The organism is Actinomycetota bacterium (genome assembly GCA_041658565.1).
Taxonomy (GTDB): domain Bacteria; phylum Actinomycetota; class AC-67; order AC-67; family AC-67; genus JBAZZY01.
On the sequence record JBAZZY010000008.1, the window covers coordinates 60,939 to 86,667 of the forward strand.

Sequence of the window (25,729 nt, forward strand, 5' to 3'; positions counted from 1 at the left end):
CCCACGTGGCCGAGTACCGAACCCGTGCCGTCGAACCGCTCCTCTCGGGGCTTCTCGGCGAGTTGCCGGCTCTACTTATCGTCGGCCCACGCGCGACCGGCAAGACGACAACGGCGTCGCGGCTTGCGGCAACGGTCGTGCGCCTCGACCGGCCGGCCGAAGCCGCCGCATTTCGGGCCGATCCCGATGCCGCACTTCGCACCCTGGAGGAACCGGTCCTGCTGGACGAGTGGCAGGCCGTGCCTGAGGTTTTGGGGGCCGTCAAGAGATCAGTCGATGCCGACCCGCGCCCCGGCCGCTACTTGTTGACCGGATCTGTGCGGGCCGACCTCGATGCCGAAACCTGGCCGGGAACCGGCAGGCTGGTGCGAGTGCCGATGTTCGGGATGACGGTGGCCGAGCAACGCGGCAACCCGGGAACCGCCCCATTGCTGGACCGGCTCGCGCGAGGCGACGAACTTCGAGTCCCGTCGGATCCCCCAGATCTTCGCGGCTACGTCGAGCTGGCTCTTCTCGGGGGCTTCCCGGAGGCGGCGCTTTCGCTCTCGGACGCCGCAAGGCAGCGGTGGATGGAGAGCTACATCGACCAGCTCCTTACGCGCGACGCCGCGCAGATCGAAACGGGCCGGGATCCGATTCGTCTCGCCCGCTACTTCGAGGCCTATGCCGTGAACTCCGCCGGTATCATTCACGACACGACGCTGCTCGAAACCGCCGGGATCAATCGAAAGACCGCCCTGGCCTACGAAGAGCTTCTGCTGAACTTGCTGATCGCAGAAACCCTGCCGTCGTGGACGTCGAACCGCCTCAAGCGCTTGGCGCGCGCGCCAAAGCGTTACCTCACCGATGCGGCGTTGCTCGCCGGGGGCTTGCGTTTGGATGCCGCCGGGATCATGCGGGACGGGGAGATCCTTGGACGAGTTCTCGACACCTTTGTCACCAGCCAAGTCCGCGCCGAAACCCCGCTCGCCGAGTCTCGTCCGCGCCTGTACCACCTTCGGCAGGAAGAAGGCCGTCATGAGGTGGATCTCCTGGCCGAGTTGGCCGGAGGAGGGATCGTCGGAATCGAGATCAAGGCAAACGCGGCGCCCGACCTCGCGGCAGCGAAGCACTTGGCTTGGCTCCGAGACAAACTCGGCAACCGGTTCGTCGCTGGGGTCGTGCTTCACACGGGTCCGCGCAGTTACTCGCTTGCCGACCGCATCCTCGCGGCGCCCATCGCCACTTTGTGGGCCTAATCAGCTCCGGCGCCGCGAGCACGTATCGGGTCGGCTGGAACGCGTCACACCACGACCCAGCGATCGACTGCGACGTACGTTCCCGACGACGACGAGTTCTTCGTCCCCGCCACCACGATGCGGATCGTGTGCTCTTCGTCGGAAAGGCCGCGGAAGGACCGGCGAACGCCGTACTTGGTGCTCGACGAGTAGTTGTCGAACGTTCCCTTGGAGACGCCGTCGATGTAGACCGTTGCCTTGCCCTGATTCGTGCCCGTGACCGTGTACCAGTCCACGCCGGTGCCTCGGAACGAGAACCACACGTTCGCACCCTTGGTGGGCGAAGAAGCGAACTTCCCGCCGGAAGCGCTCGAGGCCGAAAAGCGTTTCCAGAACGCGTCCACGTCCGGCGAGGCGTCAACGACTCCGTCCCACTTGAACGCGTCAACGGCAACCAGCGTCCCGGTTCCCGAGGAAGACCCCTTCTTTCCCGTCACCTTGATCGTGATCTCGTGGATGTCGTCCGTCAGGCCCGAGAACGTGCGCGCGACCTTGTAGTGCGCGCTCGACGCATACTGGTTGAACGTTCCTTTGTTGACCCCGTCGATCGTGACGGTCGCGGTTCCCTTGTTCGGCCCGGTGACCGTATACCAGGTCACCGATGTGCCGGCGAACAGATACCACACGGACGCACCCGCCAGACTCTCCTCAACATAGGAGCCGCCGTGGGCACCCGACGCGCGCACGCCTCGCCAAACAAAGCGCGCGCCGAAACTGCTTTCCTGCTCGATCTTTGACGCGCGGAATGCGCGTACGGTCGTCGGCACGGGCGATCCCGTCGAGTCTTTCGCGGGAGTGACTTCGGACGGATTGACGGTGACCGAGTATCGCTGGCCGGCCGTCAGGTAGTCGTAGGGGAAAAGAGCTGCGGTAGCGACTGGGCCGGTTCCGCAATCGACCAGACTGCCCGAGTCGCCTGCGCTGTCCGCACACAGGAGAAGTGCGTCGACCACAGACCCCGTCCCGGTGTTGCGCAGAACGAAGTTGCTCTCGGTCACGCCGGAAACCGCGTGACTGAAATCAACGCTCACGAGATCATCCAGGGATGCCGGAAGGGTGATCGTCGCAGTGGGAGCGGCGTTGACGGTGAAGCAAGCCGGGCACGTCTTCACGCCCGCGTCGGGGTTGGTGACGGTGATGGTGCGCGCGCCTGTTGCGGCGTCGGAAGCGACGTTGACGACGGTGGTCAGACTGGTGGCGCTGACGAACGTGGTCGATGCCACGGTGACGCCCGAACCGGAGAACGCCACCGTTGCACCGTCTTGGAATCCGGTTCCGGTGATCGTGACGGTTTGAGATGTTGCGCCTTGGCCGCGCGACGACGGCGACGCAGACGTCGGGGTGGGGGCGGCGTTGACTGTGAGGCAGTCCGCACAGGTAGCCGGAGTTGCCGCGTCGGGGTTGGTGACGGTGATGGTGCGCGCGCCGGTTGCGGCGTCGGAAGCGACGTTGACGACGGTGGTCAGACTGGTGGCGCTGACGAACGTGGTGGAGGCCACGGCGACACCCGAGCCGGAGAACGCCACTGTTGCACCGTCTTGGAATCCGGTTCCGGTGATCGTGACGGTTTGAGATGTTGCGCCTTGGCCGCGCGAGAGAGGGCTCGCGGAGGTCGCAGTCGGGGCGGCGTTGACGGTGAAGCAACTCGCGCAGGAGGCGGTGTCGAGGCCGCCGAGGCCTTGGGCAACCGTGAGAACGTGAACACCGACCGTCGCGGTCGGGGCAACCGTGATGTTGGCGATGAGTTGAGTAGCGTCTACAAATGTCGTCGAGTTCACAGTGATGCCGGAGTCGAAACTCACTGTGGCATCGCTCTGGAAGCCCGTTCCATTGACCGTAACGTTTTGGCTCGTCGCGCCTTGACCGCGGGAACTCGGGTTTGTCGACGTCACCGTCGCAGCGAGAGCCACCCCCGTAAACACCATGAGGAACGCAAGAGTTCCCGTCAGCACAGACAGCATTCGAGTCTTCACGCGCATAATGTCTTCCCCCGTCTCCAACTGCTCCTATTGGAACCCCACTCAGCGCGCAATTGTAGACGAACCCGGACAATGTGCGTCACAGCGACAGGCGGCGGAGACGCAGGGATCTCGAGACGCAGCGACGAATCCCGGGCCGAATGCGGCGGTCGGGAACTAGCGTCACGCGAGGCCGGCTTGGCGCATTCTCACGGTGAGGTCGTGGGGGCTGGTGGCGGCCGTGAGGGCTTCTTCCATCGACACCTCGCCGGCTTCGTATAGTCGGATGAGGTGCTGGTCGAAGGTGTGCATGCCGTAGTACTCGCCTTCTTCGATCACTGAGGCGATCTGCTCGGTCTCTTCGGGGTTCGCGATCATCTCGCGGATGCGGCCGTTGGCGACCAGCACCTCCAGCGCGGGAACGCGGCCGCTGCCGTCGGCGCGCGCCAGCAAGCGCTGACACACGATTCCCTTGAGCGACCCGGCAAGCGACAGGCGCACCTGCATCTGCTGATACGGCGGATAGAAGTCGATGACGCGGTTGACGGTCTCGGTCGCGTCGGTGGTGTGCAGGGTCGAGATCACCAGGTGTCCGGTCTCGGCGGAATGCAACGCCGCGGCCACTGTCTCGGTGTCGCGCATCTCGCCGATGAAGATGACGTCGGGATCCTGGCGAGTGACGGATCGAAGCGCTGCGTGGAAATCGGCGGTGTCGATCCCGACCTCGCGCTGATCGACGATCGCCATACGGTCTTCGTGGATCACTTCGATGGGATCCTCGATGGTCACGATGTGGCAGCGCCGCGTCATGTTGATGTGGTTGATCATCGCCGCAGTCGTTGTCGTCTTGCCGCTGCCGGTCATACCGGTTACGAGCACGAGGCCGCGGCGTTCCTCGGCAAGTTCACGCACTGTCGGTGGCAGCCCGAGAGACTCGAACGACCGCGTCGCGGGCAGCACCCGGCGCATCGCCAGGCCCACCAGCCCGCGCTGACGAAAAGCATTCACGCGGAACCGGCCGACCCCGGGTTCGGTGTAAGCGAAGTCGGCCTCGTTGTTGCGAAGGAACGCCTCGTGCTGTTCGGACGGCATGAGCGAAAGAGCGAGCACTTCGCACTCGTCGGCGGTCATCGGATCGCCCGGCACAGGAATCAGGTCCCCGTCGATACGCAGGTATGCGGGCGCGCCGGCGCGTACGTGAACGTCCGAGGCCTCCCGCTCGGCCGCCATTCGAAGCAAGTATCCGATGTCCATGGGTCGGTCTCTCCCCCTCTCAAGCATCGGTGTCCGGGCGTGAACGCTTTACCCCTGTTCGTCGGAATCCGTGCGGAGATCCTTCTCGGGCGCGGAAGCTCCCAGCTTCGCCTGTCCGCCGCTGTCCAACTCACGCTGGACGGCCTTGCGAACGCCGCGCCAGGACAGGTTGAACAGCACTGCCAGGATTACGAAGACCACGAAGCCGCCGGCCCCGAGGTATCGATCGGCGATTTGCCACGACTCCCCTAGCAGGAACCCCAAGCCCGCAACGGCCGCCGTCCAGGCCGCCGCGCCGGCGACGTCGGGCGCAATCAGGCGGTGCACCGGCAGGCGCGCGATCCCGGCAACCAGCGTGCGAATGCTCCGAAAGAAGGGGGCGAACCTGCCGAACAAGATCGCGCGCCCCCCGTACTGCCGGAAGTACGACTCGAGGACGGGCAACCGCCGTTCCGGAAGGAAGAAGTAGCGGCCGAAACGACGCACGATCGCGCGCCCGGCGACCCGGCCCAGCACGTACCCGGTGAGATCCCCGAGCAGCGCGCCCGCAAAAGCGACGGCAATCACCTGCTCAAGGTGCAAGGGAGGCGCATCACCCAGGATCGAATTCGGTGAAGACAGAAACCCCCCGAACAGCAACACTGCCTCTCCCGGGAGCACCGAGGCAACGAACACGCTCGACTCCAAAAAGACCGCGACGAAAATAATCAGCAGCCCCCAGTCGGAGAACCAAGGAGTCAGCGTTTCGATCAGATCCGTGAGCACGAGCGAATCCTACTTCCGCGGTCAGCCGGTGCGATCGGGCGCGCGCGCGCGCCCCGGCGAAAGAAGAAGCTGAATCGCCACGAGGATGACGAATGCTCCGAATGCCCGGCCGAGTGCCGCCTCCGGGATCGACCGCGCCAGCAGCGCGCCGATCACGGCTCCGACGGCGCCACCCACGCCGAGCCACGCGCCGACGCGAACGTCCAGCAGTCCGCGACGAAGGTTCGCCGCCGTTCCTGCGCTTGCGGTGGCAATGATCACCAGCAGCGAAGTTCCCTGCGCGATGTGCTGCGCCTGTCCCAACAGAATAGTCATCGCCGGAACCATGACGATCCCGCCGCCGACCCCGAGCAACCCTGCGTACACGCCGGCCAGCAGCCCGACTCCGAACGCAACCGCGAAGCGCGCCGCGCCGGTCAGGACCACAAACTCGGCGCCGCTGCCGAACTGAAACAGCAGCTTCACGCCCGCCAGGACGGCCGTGGCAACGAAGGTTGCGCGCAGCGCCGACTCGGGAACACGAGCCAGCAACCTGACCCCCATCGGCACACCCATGACACTCCCGAGAGCCAGCGGCACCGCAATCGCCCCGTTGACGTTCCCGTCACAAAGATAGAGCACCGTGGAGACGACCCCGATCGGCAGAATCGCGGAGAGCGAAGCCGCGTGCGCGCGCCGCTGTGCGAACCGAAGACCCAGCACGAGCGCGGGAACCATTACCACTCCGCCCCCGACGCCCAGCAGCCCGCCGGCCATGCCGCCGGCCATGCCGACGGCGACGTACAAGGCGCGTCGGTCGGCCGGCATGCGGCGATGCTACCGCGACCGATAGCATCCTGGCGTGCTCCGCCGGATATCGATCGCCCTCGCACTCGCCGCCGGGTGCGTTCTTGTCGTCCTTCCGGCGCGCGCACAGGTGTCCCCGTCGCCCTCGCCCTCGCCGCCATCGTCGTCGCCCGCGCCCTCGCCGTCCTCAGAGGAGGCGTCCGCGGTCTTGCGCGTTGTCTCGATCTCGCCGTGGATGGACCGCGAACACCCGTTTCGCGTCACGGTTCAGATCCTCAACCCGACGGATGTCGCGCTCGAGGACGTGTTCGTTCGCGTCGCGTTCTACTCCCGGGTCCGTTCACGCTCGGAATTGCGACTGGCCCTCGACCACGGACGCTCCTCGCGTCCGGTGACGAGCATCCCTCAGCGGATCCAGGACACGATCGCTCCCGGAGAGCAGCGCACGATAAGGATCACCAAGACCGTCGCCGAGATATCCCCGACCCTGGCACGCACCGGCGTCTATCCGGTCCAAATCGCCATGCGCCATTCGACCGGATCCGCGTCGGCCTGGACCGCCGTCCCCGCCCTGGGAAGCGCACCCTCGTCGCGACTTAACCTCACGTGGATCATGCCGCTCACCGCAGCAACGGTCACGCGCCCCGACGGCGTGTACGAGGCGTCCGTGGTTGATGCTCTCGGCACGCACGCGCTTGCGCAGCAAATGGAAGTGCTCGCAGCGCGCCCCGGACTCGCGGTGACGCTCGCGCCGAACCCATCATTGCTGGACGCTGCGGCCGACCTCTCCGACGGGTTTGCCGCCAACGGCCCCGCAGGAGTCGTTTCGATCCCTGCGACCAGCCCGACGGCGCAGAACGCCGCGGCGTTCATCGACGCGACCAAGCGCGCCGCAGCTTCGGTAGCCGAAGTCGCATCCGTTCCCTACGCGCCGGTTGACCTGCCTTCGCTCGCCCGCCGCGGGCTGCGAGAGGACCTTCTGCGCCAGTTCGTGCTTGGTCGAACCGTGATCGAGTCCCGACTGGGGCGCGCGGCATCGGCAGACACGCTCTTGCCGCCGGCGTTCACCTTCGACAACCTCAGCGGCACGCTTCTGGCACCGCTGGGAGTCCGCAACCTAGTGCTCGACGCCGGAGCAGTCCCCCCGAGTGCCGATGCGCCTTTCCAACCAAATCTGTTCGGACCGTCGACTCCGATCGCGGTGCGCGCGCGCTCGACGAAGTACACGGCGCTGCTGCCCGACGTCGCACTGCGCGCGCGCCTAGACGCCAGCGGGCAAGGACCTTTGCCGGCTCAGGCGTTGATTGCCGAAACCGCGAGCGCCTGGCTGGAGATGCCCGGATTCGCCGCCGAGCGCGTCCTGGTGTTGGCGTCACGGCGTCTGCCGGATTACGTGGCTCTGGGGGCAGCGGTGGATGGGTTCCGGACGGCGCCGTGGATCCGGATGCGCCCGGCATCTGAGGCCGCACGTGTTCTGGCACCCAAGAACTCGCCGGTCGCGCTTCCATCGCCGGCGCGGCCGGACCGCCCGCATCTGCGCGCGGCGCGCGCCGCGCGCAACTCGCTGCGCCTGTTGACCCAGATCGCGGCCGAAACCGCCCCGGGGATCGACCGACTGGACCGGCTGATCTTGCTGTCGGAGTCGGCCGAATGGGACGCCGCCCCGAGGGCCGGCGCCGCGCTCGCGCGCGCAGTGACCGCGCGCGTGGATGAAGTCGTCGATCACATTCGCGTGGTGTCCGGACGTCGCGTCACCCTGACCTCCAAAACCGGCGCGGTCCCGGTGACCCTGCTGAACGGCAATCATTTCCCCGTACGAGTTCGGGTAAGGCTGCAAAGCGCCAAGATCGGCTTCCCGGCCGGAGCCGCGCGGACCGTGGAGTTGCAGGATGCAGACGAGACCTTCGACTTCGAGATCGAGGCGCTCGGAACCGGCTCTTTCCCCGTCGATATCGACGTCCGCACTCCCGGCGGCGCGCGGGTGCTGGCGCGCGGCCAGATCGTCGTCCGCTCCACCGTTGTAAGCACCTTCGCGCTTGCGGCCGTCGGGGGCAGCACGGTCTTCCTCCTCGTGGCTTGGATCGGTCGCGGCCTGCATCGACGCAGAACCGGACGATCAGTCGCCGCCGCACCCCGCGCCCACTGATACGCTCGCGGCAATGTCCGATCAGGCGTCGCCGACTCCCGCAGGCCCATCACTGAAGCGCGCCACAGCCGTCATGAGTTCCGGCACGGCGCTGTCACGCATCACCGGTTTCGTCAGGCTGGCGGTCATGGCGTGGGCAATCGGGGGCGTCGAGTCGAAACTCCCCGACACCTACAACCTCGCCAACTCGATGCCGAACATCGTCTACCAACTCGTGCTCGGCGAAGTGCTGGCAACGATCTTCGTGCCGGTATTCGTCGAGTACTTGGCCAAGCGCGATCGAGAGGAAGCCTGGGGACTAGCCTCCTCGATCCTCAACATCGGGATAGCCACGGCAGCGGTGTTCTCGGTCGTGACGGTGGTTGCCGCTCCGTGGCTCATCAAGATCTACACCTTCCACCTCAGCGGTCCCGACAAGATCCTGCAGGAGCAAGTGGGTGCCTTCCTGCTGCGCCTGTTCATGCCGCAAATGATCTTCTACGCCGTCGGAGCAGTGCTGACCGGACTGCTCAATGCCCATCGCAAGTTCGCCGCTCCGATGTTCGCTCCATTGCTGAACAACGTCATCGTGATCGCCACGTTCGCCCTTTTCCGGTTACGCCACGCCGCGGGTGCGCCGCAACTGCAAGACCTGTCCTTCTCCGACAAGATGTTGCTCGGCGGCGGCACGACACTCGGCGTAATTGCGATGACGCTCGTGCTGTTCCCCTACATCCGCGCCCTTCCCGGTCGCTACAGCGCGCGCGCGTTCCAATGGCGCCATCCTGCGATCCGTCATGTCGGCAACCTCGCCAAGTACTCGATCGGATACGTGATCGTGAACCAGGTCGGACTGTGGGTCGTGTACGCGCTCGCCAACGGTGTCCGCGGAGGCGTCACCGCATACCAGAACTCCTGGATCCTGTATCAACTCCCTTACGGCATCTTCGCAGTCAGCGTCATGACCTTCATCGTGCGCGAGGTCTCGGAGCATCACGTGCGCGGGGACCTCGCCTCCGTGCGGCGCGACGTGTCGCTCGGGCTGCGCACGACGGCGTTCATCGTGCTTCCGGCCTCTGCGGGGTTTGTCGCCCTCGGGCGACCGATCATCCGGCTGCTGCTGCAACACGGCGCATTCAAGGCCGACTCTACGGAGTTGTTTGCCGACACCTTCGTCCTCATGGCGATCGGTCTCGGCGCCTACGCGGCTTTCCAGCAGATCATGCGCGCGTTTTACGCCATGCAGGACACGCGCACTCCCTGGATCGTCAACATCATCGCCGTCGGCGCGAACGTCGGCGCGGCGATTCCCCTGTACCTGGCGCTCGGAGTACCCGGCCTCGCACTCGCGCACGCCATCTCGTACACGTTCGGAACCGTCGCCGGCGGCGTGCTGTTGCGCCGGCGCCTCGGCGGCCTGGACGGCCGGCGCCTGGCGTTGTCGCACGCGCGCATCGGCAGTGCCGCGATCGCGACCGGCGGGACCTCGTGGGTGGTGGCGCGCGCGCTCGCATCCCGCGTCGACCTGGCAACGACCGCCGGACGCTTGACGCAAGTCGGGGCTGCGGTTGCAGCCGGCCTTGCCGTGTACATCGCACTGGCGCGTATCCTCGACATGGACGAGTTCCGTCCTCTGGCAAGAATGCTCGGTGGCCGGTTCGGGCGACGAGGAGCGCGAGGATGAACGAGCACGGCATCACGCTGACAAGGATCGTGTTGCTGCTCATCGTTATCGCAGCCTTCGTCTTCGAGGGCGGTGCCGTGGTCGTCGCGCGCGTCCAGGCCGACCGGCTCGCAATCGACGCTGCCGACGAAGCCGGCGGGGTCTACGCGCGCTCCGGAAGCACCGCCAAAGCCGAGGTGGCCGCGCGCGACATCGTCGAGCTGGGCGGCGGCGAGCTTGCGAACTTCTCCGTGTCGCGGTCGCAACTTACGGTGAAGGTGACCGTGCGAAAGCAAGCTCGGACTTTCGTCATCCATCGCATCGGGGCCTTGCGCAAGTTCTCCGTTGCGGAGGTTACCCACCAAGGGGAGGTGCAAAGCTCGTGAGTCCTGCCGTGGGAGACGTGCTCGGCGAGCGCTACTCCCTGCGCAAACCGGAGTGGAACTGGGCCGAAGGTCAAGTCTGGCTGGCGCGAGATCGCGTGCTCGACCGGGCGGTGCTGGTGCAGATCCTTTCGCCGGAGGTGGAAGCCGATCGCACCGCCGCGCACGCGTTCCAGAAGGCCGCCGCGCAGGCCGCGCAGTTCACCCACCCAGGCCTGCTTAGGATTTTTGACATCGGATCCTCCCCAACTTTCGTCGTCTTCGAGCACGCCACGGCCGGGCGGCTCGCCGACCGATTGCGCGCCGGACCCCTTCGCCCCGAGGAAGCCGCGCGCGCGGCCCTCGGGATGGCGCGCGGGCTCGAAGCGCTTCACGAACGAGGCACTTGGCACGGAGCGCTGTCTCCGGAGACCGTGCTGTTCGACGAGGAAGGCCGCGCGAAGATTCTGGCGACCGGCATCGCCGACGCGTCGGAACGCGCGGCAGCAGCGGTCCCGGCCGCCTACCGCGCGCCCGAGCCCGACGCGCTGCCTGCCGACGCAGACCGCTACGCGCTCGCGGCACTGACGTCGCACATGCTCACGGGCAAGGCCCCCGAACCCGGCGTATCTGCGGCACAGCAACGAAAGGGAGTGCCGGCGTCGCTGAGCGCACTGCTGGCGCGCGCCCTCTCACCCGACGCGTCTCGGCGCCCCGGACTCGACGAGTTCGTAGGAGCCCTCGCTCCGTACGCGCGCGTGATCCCGCGGGAAGCTCGCGGTCCGCACATCCGACGCTCCGAACTCAGTTGGCTGGTTCCGGTCGCGCTCATCGTGGCGCTGGCTGCAGTGGCGGGAACCGTGGGAGTCCAGATTGCCCGCAACCTGGCACGCACACCCTCGCCGGAAGCATCCGCGACGCCGACGAGCGGCCCGATCATCACCATCGCCGACGCTTCGGACTTCGACCCTCCGCCGGGAAACAGCGCGGAGCACCCCGAGCACGTCGGCCGCGCGATCGACGGCGACCCACGCACCTCGTGGGCAACCCTGGGATATCGCGTGGCCTCGATGTCGCCGAAGAAGGGCGTCGGGCTGCTGTTCGATCTCGGAGCTGCGCGCGCAATCAGCAGCGTTCGCGTCGAGTCCACACTGCCGGGGTGGTCGGCGGAGATCCGCACCTCCAACGTCGCAGGCACCTCGGCCGACGACTTCCGCGTCGTCACGAGCTTCACTGCCGGCAGCGAAACGCCCGTAGCCTTGCGCGCGGGAACCCGAGCGCGATACGTCCTGCTCTGGATCACCCAACTCGTCAACGACGGCAGCGAATCCGATTTCCCGTTCCGCGCGGCCGTGTCCGAGGTCGAATTCCTGGCCGCCTGAGCACGCGCGCGCCGGGAGGCGCCGTTCGGCGGGGTATGCTCGCCGCGTGCGAGTACGAGCAGTCGACGAAACCGAGCGCGCGCGCTTCAATGCGGCCGTCGCCGCGTCCCCCTTGGCCGACGTCCTGCAATCCTGGGAGTGGGGCGAGATCAAGCGCGCGAGCGGCTGGGACGCGCTTCGGCTGATCGTCGAGGACGACGCCGGGCGGATTCGGGCGGCGTGTTCGGTACTGCGAAAGACCCCGGCGCCCGGCGTTCCACCGCTGCTGTACGCGCCGCGCGGGCCGGTTCTGGACTACGCCGACACCGCCGCGTTGCGAGCACTGCTCGAAGGGATTCGCGCGCGCGCCGGTGGTGCCTTCATGTTCAAGTGCGACCCACCGATCGAAGCCGGAATCGCATCCGAAGCGCTTCTACGCGAAGGCCTCGCCGAAGTTCGCGGCGGCGCCTTCGGCGGAGTACAGCCGACCGCGGTGATGGTGCTCGATCTGAACGCAGACCCAGACAAGATCTTCGCGGGCTTCAAGTCCAAGTGGCGGTACAACGTTCGCCTTGCTGAACGAAAGGGCGTTCGCGTCCGCGAGGGAACTCGAGCCGACCTGCCGGCCTTCTACGACATCTTGCTGGAAACCGCTCGGCGCGACCACTTTCTTGTACGCGGCCGCTCGTACTTCGACACGCTCTGGGACCGGCTGGCTCCCGGAGACATGGCCAAGATGTTCGTCGCGGAGTTCGAGGAACGCCCAATCGCCGCGATCTTGTGCACGCCCATGGGCGAGCGCGTCGTCTACAACTACGGCGCGTCCTCCAACGAGCACCGCAACGTGATGCCGAACCACTTGCTGCAGTGGGAAGCCATCCGATGGGCGACGAAAGCCGGATACCGCGTGTACGACTTCCGCGGGGTCTCGCCGCTTCGCGAGGGCACCGCGCCCGATCCGCACATCGCCGGACTCAACCGCTTCAAGGAAGGCTTCGGCGCGCGCTACGTTGAATACGCGGGGCCGTTCGACTTGCCCTTGCGTGCCGGGTGGTACTCGGTGTGGCGTCACGCTGCGCCGCACGCAATGCAAGCGCTGCGACGCTTGCGGCGCGCCGGTGCGGAGGCTGCCGACTGATGGACGCGACGACCTGGGTCGAGGTCTCCCGCGAAGGGCTGCGCGCCAACATGCGTGCGGTCGCCGATCACGCGGGCGTCGCACTGTGCGCCGTCGTCAAGGCGAACGCATACGGCCACGGCTTGACGGAAACGGCGCGCGTGTTCGCCGATGCCGGCGCGACGATGCTCGGCGTCGCGCGCATCGAGGAGGCGCGCGCGCTGCGCGCGGCCGGGATCGATGCCCCTGTCCTGCTGATGATGCCGGTACCCGACATCGCCGAGGCGCTCGCGCTCGGGTGCGCGGTAACGATCGACGATGTTGCGGCAGTCGAGGGCATCGGTGCGGGGGCGCACGTCCACCTCAAGGTAGACACCGGAAACGGCCGTCTGGGCGTGACGCCGAAGGACGCAATCGCCGCTGCCGAGGCTATCGTCGCGCGCGGCGCGACTGCCGACGGGATTTGGACGCACTTCGCCGACGCCGCCGGCCCAAGTAGCGCGCGCCAACTCGCGCTCTTCTCGAGTGTCGTAACGGCAGTGCGCGCGCGCGGCTTCACGCCCCTGGCTCACGCGTCGAACTCGGCCGCGGTGCTGGCGCTTCCCGGCGCGCGCTTCGACATGGTCCGAGTGGGAACACTGCTGTACGGACAGAACCCCGTCGGAGCGCGCGCGCCCTGGACGCTGCGAGACACCTTCGCCTGGTACGCGCACGTGGTTTCGGTTCGGACGCTGCAACAAGGCGCCACGGTCGGATACGGGTCGGAGTGGACCGCGCCGCGTCCCACGCGCGTAGCGACGCTCCCGATCGGGTACGCCGACGGCTTCACGAACGAACCCCACGCGCGCAGCGAGAGCGCGCGCGAAGCGGCGCGCACGGCCGCGCGCACGGCGGCGACGCTGCTCGGGCGCGCGCCGATTACGCGGGCCGTGTACTTCGGTGAGCGGCGCGCGCCCGTCGTCGGCCGGGTCGCGATGCAGGCGGTGACTGTTTCGCTCGAGGGCCTCGACGACGTCGAAGTCGGTGCCGTCGCCCGCATCCCCGCGCGCCGCCTGATGGTGTCGTCGGCAATCGACCGGGTCTACCGGTGAGCGAGCACGAGTCCGACGCCGCGCTGCTCGAGCAACTCGCGCGCGGCGAGCGCGGTGCGTTCGACGAGATCGTGAATCGCTACGAACGCCGTGTCTACGCCGTCGCATTGCGCATGTGCGCAAACCCCGACGACGCGCGCGACGTCACGCAGGAGGTCTTTTGCAGCGCGCTGCGTTCGCTGAAGCGCTTCCGCCAAGAGGCACGGCTTTCCACTTGGTTTCACCGCGTCGCCGTCAACGCATCGCTCGACTACCTTCGCAAAGCGTCCAAACGCCCAGTCGCTCCGATCGATGCAGCCGAACATCTGGCGTCGGACGCCGCGGGACCCGAAGAACTCGCCGGGGCCGCAACACGCGCCGTCGAAGTACAAAGAGCCCTAACGCAGTTGTCCGGCGAGCACCGCGCAGTGCTCGTTCTCCACGACCTGCAAGGCCTGGATTACGCTGAAGTTGCAGCGGTGCTGGACATACCGGTCGGAACCGTCAAGAGCCGCGTTCACCGGGCGCGCGCCGAGATCGCCGGACGTCTCGGTCACCTGCGTTCGACAACGACGGAACCATCAAGCGGTCAAACCCCTCTAACTGAAGAACCATGAACACTCCCGCGCACGACCAGGAGCGGCTCTCCGCCTACCTCGACGGTGAGCTGGAGTTCGCCGCGCGCGCCGAAGTCGACGCGCACCTGGGCGAGTGCGGGTCGTGCCGCGCGACGCTCGCCGCGTTGCGCACGACCGTCGCCGACCTGCGCGCGCTGGAGGAACCCGCGCCTTCGGCGCAGGACTCGTGGGCCCTGCGCGCCGCGGTCGCGCGCGCGCGACGCTCGCAGGTACGGCGCGTTCGGCTGCCGCTGGCGATCGGTGGCGTAGCCGCAGCACTCATCGCGTTTGCCGCCGTCACCATGCGCGGACCGGAGCCCGTCTCCGGATCGGGAACCGCCGAGATGGCGCTTGGAGCCCGACCCCCGATCCTCCTGCTCGAACAGGATTTCGACGCCGCCTCCGCGCGCGATTTGCTTGCAGGGGATCCAACCTCGGTCACGTCTTATCGGGGCGCTACTGCCGACAGCGCCGCCCCGGGATCCCCGCAGGTCCCCGAACAAGCACTACCCGTCCAGTCCGACTCCGGCTCGCTGAAGTCCAGAAGCACCGCCGCCGGAAGCGTCCGAGGCGACACGGCCGGAGTTTCCGCCTGCGAGAAGGCCATCTTTTCGAAGGACGCCCCTCAGGCGCTGTCTTACATCGACGCGCGCTTTGAAGGACGCCCCGCCTACCTGCTCGTCTACGAGTTGGCGTCCCCCGCGCGCCTGGAGCTGTGGGTCGTGTCCCAGGACTCCTGCGAAGTGCTGTTCTTCGCGCAGCGCAAGCGCTGAGCCCGGGAACAAGCCGCTCGCGCGCGCGCGTTAGAATCCCAGCACTTTTCTTTCAGCTCGCGAGGGGATCTCGATGCCCGAGAACGTCATCATCGTCGGTTCCGGCCCTGCCGGGCTCACCGCCGCGCTCTACACGGCGCGCGCCAATCTCGAACCTTTGGTCGTCGAAGGCGCCGCGCCCTACGGCCAGCTCATGCTCACAACCGAGGTCGAGAACTTCCCCGGATTCCCCGAGGGAATCCTCGGCCCCGAGTTGATGGAGAAGATCCGCACGCAGGCCGGCCGCTTCGGCGGCAAGTTCATCACCTCGGATGCGACCAGGGTCGATCTGTCCAACCGGCCGTTCCGCGTCGAAGTCGGCGACGCCGTCTACGAGTCCAACGCGCTGATCGTGTCCACCGGCGCCAAAGCGCGCACGCTCGGAATCCCCGGCGAGCGCGAGCTGCTCGGCCGTGGAGTATCAAGTTGCGCAACGTGCGACGGGTTCTTCTTCCGCGGCAAAGAGATCGCCATCGTCGGCGGCGGCGACTCGGCCGTCGAGGAGGCGCTGTTCCTCACACGCTTCGGGAGCAAGGTCACGCTCATCCACCGCCGCGACTCGCTGCGCGCTTCCAAGATCATGCAAGAGCGCGCGCTCGCCCACGAGAAGATGGCGTTCGTCTGGAACACCACCGTGGGCGAGGTGCTCGGAGACACCACGGTGACCGGATTGCTGCTGCGAAACGTCGAAACCGGCGAAACCTCGGAATTGGCCACCGACGCCCTTTTCGTCGCGATCGGCCATGTCCCCAACACGACTCTGTTCCAGGGCCAACTCGACCTCGACGACGCCGGGTACATCCGAGTTGCGCACCCGCGCACCAACACGTCGGTCGAGGGCGTGTTCGCCTGCGGCGACGTGGTGGACCACATTTTCCGCCAGGCAATCACCGCCGCCGGCACCGGCTGCGCCGCCGCGATCGACGTCGAACGCTACCTCGAGACCCTCGGGCACTGACTCTGCCGCAGACCCGCCGGTTGGCACCCGCCGCCGCGCATGACAGAATCGGCGGACACAACCGCGGGGAGGCGGCATGAAGATCGAACGAATCGACGCGTGGCTTTGCCATTTCCCGTGGCCGCAACCGTTCTCCCCTTCCTGGGTGCCCGGACTCGCGAGTCCGGCAAACTCGTGCGTTGTCTATCGCCTGGTCACCGACGAGGGCCTTGAAGGGATCACCGCCTTCATCGCGTTCGCCGACGAGGCGCGCGGTCCGGTCAATCTGATGCGCGCGTTCCTGGTCGGGCGGGATCCGACGCGACCGGCCGAGCTGCGCCCGATCCTGGAAGCAGCCGTGCGCGTGCTCGGCCAACGAGTTTGGTTCGTCGAGGCGGCAATCCTGGACCTCGCTGCCAAGGCAGTCGGGCTGCCGCTATACCGCTACCTCGGCGGCGCGCGCGACCGCGTTCCGGCCTACGCATCCTTCGGAGAGATGCGCCCGGCAGCCCAACGCGCCGAGGACGCTCTGGCAGCGCTGGAGCAAGGCTTCACCGCCGTGAAACTGCGGCCACGCCACGCCGAAATGCGCGACGACATCGCCGAAGTGCGGGCGGTTCGCGAGGCGGTCGGCGATCGAATGCAGATCGCCTGCGACGCCAACCAGGGGTGGCGCGTGGATGCCTTCGTTGCGGACTCCCCGCGCTGGGACTTCAAGCGCGCCCTCTCGACCGCGAAGGCCTACGAAGAGTTCGACGTTATGTGGCTCGAGGAGCCGCTGGACCAGTTCGACTTCGAGGGCTACGCGCGACTGCGAACACAAACGACGACGCCGATCGCAGCGGGCGAACTGGCGGGGGACATCTGGCCGATCCGCGAGTTGATCGAGCGCCGGTGCGTGGACATCGTCCAGCCCGACGCGATGTTCACCGGCGGAATCACCGGCGCCGTGCAGCTCGCTCACATGGCGCGCACTTGCGGGATTGAGTTCGCGCCGCACACGTGGTCGGGCAACGGTATCGGCCTGACGGCGAACCTTCACGTCCTGGGTGCCACGCACGGGTCCTGGCTGGAGTTTCCCTATGACCCACCGAGCTTCGTTCCGGAGGTCCGCGACGCAATGCTCACCGAGACGATCCCGATCAACGCCGATGGAACCGTCGCACTCCCACAAGGCCCGGGACTCGGGATCGAACTAAACCTGGAAGCAATCGAGCTATACGGCACACCGATCTAGCTCACAAGGCGCGATCGACCGACAGAAAGGAACAGCATGCAGACCCCGATCTTGAGCCCCGAAGCGCTCCTTCGCGACGAGGCGCGCGCGCGCGTTCGGCTCATCTCGGATGTCTCCTACGACATCGCGCTCGACCTCACCCGCGGCGACGAGACGTTTGAATGCGAAACGACGATTCGCTTCCGCTGCACCGAGCCCGGCGCGTCGACGTTCCTCGACCTCACCGCACCCGCAATGCGATCGATCGAGCTGAACGGCACGCCGCTGGATCCGGCGGCGTTCACCGGCTTCCGCTTCCCGCTCGAGAACCTCGCGGCGGAGAACACGCTTCGCATCTTCGCAACGTGCGAGTACTCGCGCTCGGGGACGGGGCTGCACTTCTTCCGTGACCCGGTCGACCAGAACCCGTACCTGCACACGCAGTTCGAGGCGCGCGAAGCTCACAAGGCCTTCCCCTGTTTCGACCAACCCGACATCAAGGCGACGTTCGCGCTCACGGTAACGGCGCCCAAGGGGTGGAGCGTCGCGAGCAACACGTCCCCCGAAACCGACGGCGAGGTCTGGGAGTTTCCCGCAACCAAGACGATGTCCACGTACCTTGTGGCGATCGTGGCGGGGCCTTACCACATCGTGCGCGACCAGCACGGCGACATCGATCTTGGAATCTGGTGCCGCCAATCGCTGGCACAGTACCTCGACGCCGACGAGATCTTCGAGATCACCCGGCAGGGCTTCGACTTCTTCGAGTCCTACTTCAACTACCCCTACATGTGGGGCAAGTACGACCAGTTGTTCGTGCCCGAGTTCAACTCCGGGGCGATGGAGAACGCCGGTTGCGTGACGTTCCACGAGATGATGATCTTCCGGTCCAAGGTCACCCAGGCCGCGCGCGAGAATCGCGCCGGGACCATTCTTCACGAGATGGCGCACATGTGGTTCGGCGACCTCGTGACCATGAACTGGTGGGACGACCTGTGGCTGAACGAGAGCTTCGCCACGTACATGGGCACCCTCGCACAGGCGCGCGCCACCAGGTTCACCAACGCCTGGACCACCTTCGCCCAAGGCCAGAAGCTCTGGGCGATGATGCAAGACCAGATGCCGACCACGCACCCGATCGTTGCCGACGTTCCCGACACCGAGTCCGCACGCACGAACTTCGACGGGATCAGCTACGCCAAAGGCGCCTCGGTGCTGAAGCAACTCGTCGCCTGGGTCGGCGAGCAGCCCTTCGTCGACGGCGTCCGGAGCTACTTCCGCAAGCATGAATACTCCAACGCCGACCTCGCGAAGTTCCTCGGCGCCCTCGAAGAAGCCTCGGGACGCAACCTCGCATCGTGGTCGAAGGAGTGGCTGGAGACGGCCGGAGTGAACACGTTCCGCGCCGCGATCGAGACCAGCGGCGACACGTACCAAAGCGTCGCTCTCGAGCAGACCGCGGTCGCCGGGTGGCCGACGCTGCGCTCGCATCGCATCGCGGTGGGCCTGTACGACCTCGACGGAACGCGCCTAGTTCGTCGCCGGCGCATCGAGCTGGACGCGGTCGGCGCGCGCACCGAGATACCCGGTCTCGCCGGCGAGAAAGTTGCCGACCTGCTCCTGGTCAACGACGACGACCTTGCGTACACGAAGATCCGACTCGACGCGCACTCGCTCGCGACGCTAACCGATCATTTGGCCGACCTCGAGGATCCACTTGCGCGCGCGCTGTGCTGGACGGCCGCAACCGATCAGTTGCGCGACGCGGAACTCGCCGCGCGCGACTTCGTGCGCCTGATCGTCAACAACATCCACACCGAGACCGATCCGAGCACGGTAGGTCAGCTCCTTGCCCAGGCACAGGAGGCCTTCACGCTCTACGGCGATCCGGCCAACCGCGCCAGCGCCCGTCTCGCACTCGCGACCCGCGCGCTGGCGCAACTCAACGACGCTGAGCCCGCGAGCGACCTTCAGCTCCTGTGGGCTCGCACGTTCATCTCGACCGCCCGCACCGACGAACACCTGGCGACCGTTCGAGACCTGCTCGACGGCACCACCTCCTTTGAAGGACTCGCAATCGACACCGACCTGCGATGGTTCATCGTCCGCTGCCTTGCGGGGCTCGGCGAGATCGGCGACGCCCAGATCACCGCGGAGCTGGAGCGCGACCCCACTGACGCAGGTCAGCGTTACGCCGCCGGCGCGCGCGCCGCACAGCCGACACCCGAGGCAAAGGCCGAAGCCTGGGAGGCGATCTGCAGCGAGCACACGCCGCTTGCGACAATCCGCGCACACATGGGCGGGTTCCAGCGCTTCGATCAAGCCGAGTTGATCGAACCCTACCGTGAGCCGTACTTCGACTCGCTGCAGCGCATGTGGGACACCCGACCGGTGGAAGTGGCAGCTACCTTCGCCGGCGGCATGTACCCCATCGCGCTCCTCGGCGACGAGTTGGTGGCGCGCACCGACGCCTATCTTGAGGCCAACCCGTCATCTCCTCCGCCCATCCGGCGAGCGCTGCTGGAAGATCGGGATCAGGTGGTGCGGGCCCTGCGGGCGCGCGCGGTAGACATCGCTGCCGGGAATCGCTGACGGGGACTTCGGGAATTATCGGTCCTCGCCGTGCGTTTTCCGGCCTGAGACCATCTTTCGATAGGCTGAGCCAAACATCTTGGGAGGCAAGTTTCATGGGCGCGAACACGATCGCCGTAGCGGACACCGATTTCGAACAAACCGTCCTCAAGAGTGACAAGCCCGTCCTCGTGGACTTCTGGGCGGACTGGTGCGGTCCGTGCCACATGGTCGCTCCGACGGTGGATGAGATCGCGGGCGAGAACAAGGACAAGCTGGTGGTCGGCAAGATGGACGTGGACGCCAACCCCGAGGTTTCGCGCCGCTACGGCATCCTTTCGATTCCGTCGCTGTTGCTGTTCGTCGACGGCGTCGAGAAGGTTCGCATCGTCGGCGCGCGCGGCAAGGCACAGATCCTGGCGGAACTGCAGCCCTACCTCGTCTAGAGTTTTCGCCGCGTTCGCTACGAGACGCGTTCGAGCCCTGGAACGCGATCGAAGCCGGTGTCGAAACTAACGATCCGATCGACGTGGTTCGCGCGCATGACTGCGATGTGGACGGCGTCGCGCGCCGACACCCCGTAGCGACCCAGGACGATCCTCTTCGACTCCTCGACATCCTCCATGCGTACCGGCAGGATTTCGTCCACGATCTCCTGCATCACATCAAAGGCAGGCTGGATCGCTTCCAACCGGTCGATTGCAGAGTAGCGATGGAGGATCTCCTGCATCGCCTCGACGTCGGTGGCGAGTCGCTCCCCTCTGACGATCAGATCGTCGAGCACGCGCGTGGCGTCGCTCTTGTGACGATGCTCCGCACCGACCAAGTACATCGGCACATTCGAGTCGATGAAGATCACGACCCCGCGCGTCCGCGTTCGATCTCCGAAAGCATCTGATCGATATCGGCGGCGGCGAAATTGTGGCGCGCAGCCGCGCGCACGCTCGCAAGCTTGCGCGCGGGATCCCCCGACGCGGACTCCCGTCGGCTCTTGCGAAGGGACCGGCGCACCCACTCGGATACGGTCACGCCGCTTCGATGTGCGTCCTCACGGATCGCTTGCATCTCGACTTCGTCAAGAATGACCTGTAACCGGATACTCATAGTATGAGTATAACCCCCTCATCCCAGCGGTCTTTGGTCACCGTGGAGGAATTGCCCGAATCGTCGCGAACATCACTGGCGAGAGTTCGCGAGACCGAGGGGGAGCCGTGCGTCGCACGTTGTCGTCTGTTCTTGTTCTGTTCCTTTGCGCAGCCGGGCCTTTCGGCTGGGTCGCATTCGGTCCGGCAGCAAAGGCCGGAGCCGTTCAGCTTTCCACCTTGCCGACGCAGGTACAGATTCAGCCCGTCGGCGACCCGGTCAACGGCGGAACCGGTCAGTTGCCGGTCTCGATCGCAGTCTCCCCCGATGGGCGCACTGCGGTCACGGCCGACTCCGGCCCCTCCAAGTCTCTGACGGTTCTGGACATCACCACGCGGGAAGTCGTCCAGCGAATCGACCTGCAACCGGCAGGTGACGCTCTGTACAACGGCCTGGTCTGGCAAGGCCCGAACCGCTTCTACGCGGCCGGCGGACCCTCCGGCCAGGTCTACGTCTACGACCGATCCGCCGACGGGAGTTTCGCGCGCACTACAGCCTTCACCGCTGGTCGCTACATCGCGGCATTGGCCCTGAACGATGGGGACCTTCTCGCAATCGACCAAGACGCGGGCACGCTTGTGGCGCTGGACCCCGAAGGCGGAACCATCAAGGGCACGGCCGTCGTCGGCGACCACCCCGAGGACGTCGCCTTCTCCGCCGATGGCACGAAAGGCTGGGTGTCCAACTGGGGCGCCAAGACCATCTCGGTCGTGCTTCACCCGGCCCCTGGCGTCTACGTCCCCGCGGGCGTCGAGGCCAACCGTGCCGGTTCCTTCGGCGACACGCGCGACTACACGATTCCCGGCGGCGTCACCGCCGGCACGCAGATCGAGGTCGGCGACCACCCGTCGGACTTGTTGCTCTCGCCCGACGGAAAGCGCCTGTACGTCACTAACGGCAACGACGACACGGTGTCGGTAATCGACACCGCGACCGATCGCGTCGTGACGACGATCGACATGGCGCCGTACCCGAACGCACCCAAGAGCACCGCGCCCCAAGGCCTTGCCATCAGCCCGGACGGAGCGACGCTCTACGTCGCCAACGGTGGAAACAACGACGTGGCCGTCGTGGACACAGCGACGGCGAAGGTCCAGGGCTTGATTCCCGCGGGGTGGTATCCGTCGGCACTGGCGCTGACGGACGAAGAACTCGTGATCGTGAACGCCAAGGGAGACGGCCCGCTCGTCGGCTACAACGCTGATTGCAACTGCTACTCGGGTGGTGCCGACCCGCGCGGATCGGTCTACGTCCTGCCGCTCTCCGACATCACCACGAACCTCGGCGCCTGGACCGACGACGTGATGGAGTACAACCGCTTCGACACGCGCCCCGGCGACATCTCGCTCCCGAAGGACCACCCACTCGGAAACGTCAAGAAGGTCATCTACGTCGTGCGCGAGAACAAGACCTTCGACCAGGAGTTCAGTGACATCGAGGGGGCCGACGCGGATCCCGAGCTTCTGCGCTACGGGCGCGAGATCACGCCGAACAGCCACGCGATGGCCGAGCGCTGGACACTGCTCGACAACTTCCACGTAAACACCGAGACCTCGATCATCGGACACCAGTTCTCCAGCGCCGGGCAACTCTCGGACTACACGCAGCGCACGTTCGGAAACACGTTGCTGTGGACGGGCTCAAACCAGGGACGGATCCCCGACGAAGGCATCCAGGAGATCTCGTACCCGAACTCCGGATACCTGGTGGACAACGCGCGCCGGCACGGCAAGAGCGCGCGCGTCTACGGTCTGGAAGGTGGACGCGTGAGCGTCAGCAAGGACGCAGTCGACAAGGACGTGAACACCGTCGACTTGGCCTTCCCGCCGGGCTTCGACAACGGCGAGTACCCCGACACCTTGCGCGTGCGCGAGTTCCTTCGCGACGTGAAGGTCAAAGGTCTCGCCGACTTCACCTACATCTGGCTTCCCGCCGACCACACATCGGCCGCCTGGCCCGCCATGTACGGACCGAGAGAGATGGTCGCGTCGAACGACGTCGCAACCGGAATGGTCCTGGACTGGCTCTCGCACTCGAAGTACTGGCGCGACTCGGCGATGTTCGTCGTCGAGGACGACCCGCAGTCCGGCAAGGACCACGTGTCTCCCTACCGCTCGATCTTCATGGCCGCGTCGCCGTGGCTCAAGACCGGGCACAAGTCCTCGGAGGCATACACGATTCCCGGGTTGCTGCGGACGATGGAACTTGCGCTGGGTCTTCCCGCCATGTCGCAGAACGAGCACAGCGCAACGCCGCTGCTCGAGCTGTTCACGCAGGACGCGGACTTCTCCACCTACACAACCATCCCTGCCGACGTTCCGCCGGCGTTCAACCCGCCGGTCGGCGCATTCGCCACGCGTTCGCTTGACCTCAACTTGTCAATGGTCGATCAAGACGAGGCAGAGATAACAGAACTGCTTGAGGACATGCTCGTCCGCAATCCGATCAAGACCATCCCGATCGACGACCGCTTCGGAAAGACGACTGCGGAGAAGTGGCGGTCCGTCATGAATCACGACGGACCGATGACCGACTTCATCCCGGCAGCGGCGGTTCCGTCCGCATCAATGCAGAAGCGGATCGCGCGCGCAACGCTGCAGCACAAGACCGAGCCGGTCGCACCCGAGGACGAACTCGCGGAGCTTCACGAGTGGCTCGCCGAGACCCGGGCGGAGCGATACGAACTCGCCGCGAGCCGCGGCGCGCTCGGCGGCGGAGTCGGGCTCCTCTTGCTCGGCACCGTGTGGATCTTCGGCCGGCGCGCGCGCCGAAAGCTCGTCTGAGTTTCCGGCGGCGACAACGACGTCGTTCGCTCAGGCTCCGGCAGCGCGCCGTTGTGGCGCGCCGGATCTCGGTGTCCTGATCGACCGCTTCTTCTTCGACGCTACATCACCGGCCGGCTTGCGCTTCGTCCCGTGTGTCTCGCACTCAAGCCGGTCGAGAACCCACTCGCGGAGCATCGTCCTCGGGGGTTCGCCGCGCGCAGCCGCGACCTCCTCGAGTTCGGCGATTCGAGCGACCGGAATACGGATCGAATAGACCTGCCCGACCTCGCCCTCAGGTTTTGGTGGGCGACCGAAGCGACGAAGCCGCTGCTCCTTCGTGCGCTCCGCGAGTTCGGCGACTTCCTCAAGCTTATTGTGAATGTCCTTCATCGCCCCTCCTTTGCTGCTCGTAATCCCGGACGTTGCGTTCGTTGGCGACGCAAGCAGATGCGCCCCACCACTCTCCTGATGTCGGCATGTCGTCCTTGGGAACGAGCCACACCTTGAGCACAGACCCGGTTCGCTCGCAAGAGCCAAGTACCACGATCGAGCCTTCGCCTGCGACATCCACCAGACGGTCCGGATCGAGCGCGGCCTCGGTGGCCCAGCCCGGCTCGACATCCAAGTCACCCCGTCGGCGCGTCGAGCGCGTACGGATATGTTCGGCGCGATGGATCCAATCCACAGCAAGGATCGGCAGTTCCTCTATCAAGATCCCTTGAAACCGTGCCTCAGACACATCTTTATCGTAGTACCAGAACTACGAGCAGTCCATGGCTCAAGGGCGAGGAAATTCTCGAACCCCTCAGCCGGCGCGCGCCGGCTGCCGCGCCGGGCTGAGCGCCTGTATGTTGTTGGTCGATGCGGTTGATTCGAAGCGGCGACACCGGCGAGCGCGTTCGCGACGTGCAGCAGCGACTTGCCGCGCTGAAGTACACCATCCCGTCCGACGAACGCGGCGGCACGTTCGGCGAGGGAACGCACGCCGCCGTGCGTGCGTTCCAGCAAGCGCGCGGACTTCTCGTCGACGGGATCGTCGGCGATGATTCGTGGCGGGAACTGGTGGAGGCCTCCCGTCACCTGGGTGACCGAGTGCTGTATTTGCGCGCGCCCAACTTGCGCGGCGACGACGTGCGGGAGTTGCAGGACCGACTCGCAACGCTTGGGTTTGACGTCGGCCGCATCGACGGGATCTTTGGCCTGGGGACGCAAAAGGCCGTGCGTGAGTTCCAGAGCAACTACGGAATCCCCGATGACGGCATCGTCGCCGATGCGACGATCCGCGCGCTCAAGGGCCTGCCCCAGCTATCCGGCGATACACCGTCGGGCGCGCTGCGTGAGCGCGAGACGCTGCGGCGGCAACCCCGCTCGCTGGCCGGGCTCCGGGTAGCCCTCGACCCCGGTCATGGACCCGACGATCCCGGCAACATCGGCTCGGCAGGATTGCGCGAAGACATATGGTGCTTCGGGCTCGCCCACCAGCTGGACGCCGCACTCTCGGCGGCCGGCGCGCATGTGTTCCTAACCCGCGGAGAGAGCGCGTCGCCTGCGGAGCGCGAACGCGCGCGCCTGGCCAACGCGCTCGAAGCAGACGTCTACCTCTCCTTGCACCTGGGCGGTGGACCTTCGAGTGCGCGCGGCGCTGCGGCCTTCTACTTCGGCCACGAACGGTTCCACTCCGCCGCCGGCCTGCAACTGGCCGAACTTCTGCTCGAGCACGTGTGCGCTCTTGGCATCATCGACGCACGCACGCACGCAAAGACTTTCCCCGTGCTTCGCGAGACACGCATGCCTGCCGTCGTCCTCGAGCCCGGCTACGCGACCAACTCCGATGAGGAGTCGTTGCTCGCCGATGCGGAGTTCCAGGCCAACCTGACCGTCGCGATCGTCGAAGCGCTGGCTCGCTTCGCGCGCGCGCCGGCGGACTAAT

The 25,729-nt window shown here is 66.4% G+C and carries 23 protein-coding genes; 15 read left to right on the plus strand and 8 right to left on the minus strand.

Features of this window, described 5'->3' with window-relative positions; translation table 11 throughout:
* Positions 1 to 5: 5 nt before the first annotated feature.
* A complete protein-coding gene (locus WDA27_06485) occupies positions 6 to 1,238 on the plus strand; it encodes a DUF4143 domain-containing protein (protein MFA5890581.1) in 1,233 nt (410 codons plus the stop codon).
* Positions 1,239 to 1,282: 44 nt separating this feature from the next.
* On the opposite strand, the gene WDA27_06490 is transcribed toward WDA27_06485, so the two are convergent.
* From WDA27_06490 to WDA27_06505, 4 genes are all read right to left on the minus strand, one after another.
* Positions 1,283 to 3,256 (minus strand): IPT/TIG domain-containing protein, encoded by a 1,974-nt coding sequence (locus tag WDA27_06490; protein ID MFA5890582.1) that lies wholly within the window; start codon positions 3,254 to 3,256, stop codon positions 1,283 to 1,285.
* A 162-nt stretch (positions 3,257 to 3,418) separates the two neighbouring features.
* Positions 3,419 to 4,489: a PilT/PilU family type 4a pilus ATPase gene (locus tag WDA27_06495; GenBank protein ID MFA5890583.1), complete on the minus strand. Its 1,071-nt coding sequence runs from the start codon at positions 4,487 to 4,489 to the stop codon at positions 3,419 to 3,421.
* Between the two features lie 48 nt (positions 4,490 to 4,537).
* A complete protein-coding gene (locus WDA27_06500; GenBank protein ID MFA5890584.1) occupies positions 4,538 to 5,254 on the minus strand; it encodes a DedA family protein in 717 nt (238 codons plus the stop codon).
* A 21-nt stretch (positions 5,255 to 5,275) separates the two neighbouring features.
* Positions 5,276 to 6,061 carry a sulfite exporter TauE/SafE family protein gene (locus WDA27_06505; protein ID MFA5890585.1) on the minus strand — a complete coding sequence of 262 codons (786 nt, stop codon included), beginning with the start codon at positions 6,059 to 6,061 and terminating at the stop codon, positions 5,276 to 5,278.
* A gap of 34 nt (positions 6,062 to 6,095) precedes the next feature.
* Between WDA27_06505 and WDA27_06510 the strand changes: the two genes are divergently transcribed.
* The 12 genes from WDA27_06510 (at position 6,096) to trxA (ending at position 20,337) form a co-directional block, all read left to right on the plus strand.
* Positions 6,096 to 8,186: a DUF6049 family protein gene (locus WDA27_06510; GenBank protein ID MFA5890586.1), complete on the plus strand. Its 2,091-nt coding sequence runs from the start codon at positions 6,096 to 6,098 to the stop codon at positions 8,184 to 8,186.
* Between the two features lie 13 nt (positions 8,187 to 8,199).
* Positions 8,200 to 9,849, plus strand: a complete 1,650-nt coding sequence (gene murJ, locus WDA27_06515) for a murein biosynthesis integral membrane protein MurJ (protein ID MFA5890587.1) — start codon at positions 8,200 to 8,202, stop codon at positions 9,847 to 9,849.
* On the plus strand, positions 9,846 to 10,214 hold the full coding sequence (locus WDA27_06520; protein ID MFA5890588.1) for a hypothetical protein: 369 nt from the start codon (positions 9,846 to 9,848) through the stop codon (positions 10,212 to 10,214). Before murJ ends, WDA27_06520 begins: the two co-directional genes overlap by 4 nt.
* Positions 10,211 to 11,572 carry a protein kinase gene (locus tag WDA27_06525; GenBank protein MFA5890589.1) on the plus strand — a complete coding sequence of 454 codons (1,362 nt, stop codon included), beginning with the start codon at positions 10,211 to 10,213 and terminating at the stop codon, positions 11,570 to 11,572. The genes WDA27_06520 and WDA27_06525 overlap by 4 nt, the downstream gene beginning before the upstream one ends.
* A 46-nt stretch (positions 11,573 to 11,618) precedes the next feature.
* Positions 11,619 to 12,689 (plus strand): peptidoglycan bridge formation glycyltransferase FemA/FemB family protein, encoded by a 1,071-nt coding sequence (locus tag WDA27_06530; protein ID MFA5890590.1) that lies wholly within the window; start codon positions 11,619 to 11,621, stop codon positions 12,687 to 12,689.
* A complete protein-coding gene (alr, locus tag WDA27_06535) occupies positions 12,689 to 13,759 on the plus strand; it encodes an alanine racemase (protein MFA5890591.1) in 1,071 nt (356 codons plus the stop codon). The genes WDA27_06530 and alr overlap by 1 nt, the downstream gene beginning before the upstream one ends.
* Positions 13,756 to 14,355 (plus strand): sigma-70 family RNA polymerase sigma factor, encoded by a 600-nt coding sequence (locus tag WDA27_06540; protein MFA5890592.1) that lies wholly within the window; start codon positions 13,756 to 13,758, stop codon positions 14,353 to 14,355. Before alr ends, WDA27_06540 begins: the two co-directional genes overlap by 4 nt.
* A complete protein-coding gene (locus WDA27_06545) occupies positions 14,352 to 15,128 on the plus strand; it encodes a zf-HC2 domain-containing protein (protein ID MFA5890593.1) in 777 nt (258 codons plus the stop codon). Before WDA27_06540 ends, WDA27_06545 begins: the two co-directional genes overlap by 4 nt.
* A gap of 73 nt (positions 15,129 to 15,201) precedes the next feature.
* The gene (gene trxB, locus WDA27_06550) at positions 15,202 to 16,125 is read left to right on the plus strand and encodes a thioredoxin-disulfide reductase (GenBank protein MFA5890594.1); all 924 of its coding nucleotides are present in this window, start codon (positions 15,202 to 15,204) and stop codon (positions 16,123 to 16,125) included.
* 76 nt (positions 16,126 to 16,201) lie between these two features.
* Positions 16,202 to 17,341, plus strand: coding sequence for a mandelate racemase/muconate lactonizing enzyme family protein (locus WDA27_06555; GenBank protein MFA5890595.1), 1,140 nt, complete (start codon positions 16,202 to 16,204; stop codon positions 17,339 to 17,341).
* A 36-nt stretch (positions 17,342 to 17,377) separates the two neighbouring features.
* Positions 17,378 to 19,912 (plus strand): aminopeptidase N, encoded by a 2,535-nt coding sequence (gene pepN, locus WDA27_06560; protein ID MFA5890596.1) that lies wholly within the window; start codon positions 17,378 to 17,380, stop codon positions 19,910 to 19,912.
* A gap of 95 nt (positions 19,913 to 20,007) precedes the next feature.
* Positions 20,008 to 20,337, plus strand: coding sequence for a thioredoxin (trxA, locus tag WDA27_06565; protein ID MFA5890597.1), 330 nt, complete (start codon positions 20,008 to 20,010; stop codon positions 20,335 to 20,337).
* Positions 20,338 to 20,354: 17 nt separating this feature from the next.
* On the opposite strand, the gene WDA27_06570 is transcribed toward trxA, so the two are convergent.
* Positions 20,355 to 20,750, minus strand: a complete 396-nt coding sequence (locus WDA27_06570) for a type II toxin-antitoxin system VapC family toxin (protein MFA5890598.1) — start codon at positions 20,748 to 20,750, stop codon at positions 20,355 to 20,357.
* Entirely contained in the window at positions 20,747 to 20,995 is a 249-nt protein-coding gene (locus WDA27_06575) for an antitoxin (protein ID MFA5890599.1), read from the minus strand. The genes WDA27_06570 and WDA27_06575 overlap by 4 nt, the downstream gene beginning before the upstream one ends.
* A gap of 107 nt (positions 20,996 to 21,102) precedes the next feature.
* On the opposite strand from WDA27_06575, the gene WDA27_06580 reads away from it, so the two are divergent.
* Positions 21,103 to 23,817, plus strand: a complete 2,715-nt coding sequence (locus WDA27_06580; GenBank protein MFA5890600.1) for a bifunctional YncE family protein/alkaline phosphatase family protein — start codon at positions 21,103 to 21,105, stop codon at positions 23,815 to 23,817.
* 30 nt (positions 23,818 to 23,847) lie between these two features.
* On the opposite strand, the gene WDA27_06585 is transcribed toward WDA27_06580, so the two are convergent.
* Both WDA27_06585 and WDA27_06590 read right to left on the minus strand, forming a co-directional pair.
* Positions 23,848 to 24,189, minus strand: a complete 342-nt coding sequence (locus WDA27_06585; protein ID MFA5890601.1) for a hypothetical protein — start codon at positions 24,187 to 24,189, stop codon at positions 23,848 to 23,850.
* Positions 24,170 to 24,538, minus strand: a complete 369-nt coding sequence (locus WDA27_06590) for a hypothetical protein (protein ID MFA5890602.1) — start codon at positions 24,536 to 24,538, stop codon at positions 24,170 to 24,172. The genes WDA27_06585 and WDA27_06590 overlap by 20 nt, the downstream gene beginning before the upstream one ends.
* Positions 24,539 to 24,660: 122 nt before the next feature.
* On the opposite strand from WDA27_06590, the gene WDA27_06595 reads away from it, so the two are divergent.
* On the plus strand, positions 24,661 to 25,728 hold the full coding sequence (locus WDA27_06595; GenBank protein ID MFA5890603.1) for a peptidoglycan-binding protein: 1,068 nt from the start codon (positions 24,661 to 24,663) through the stop codon (positions 25,726 to 25,728).
* The last annotated feature ends 1 nt before the right edge of the window (position 25,729 follow it).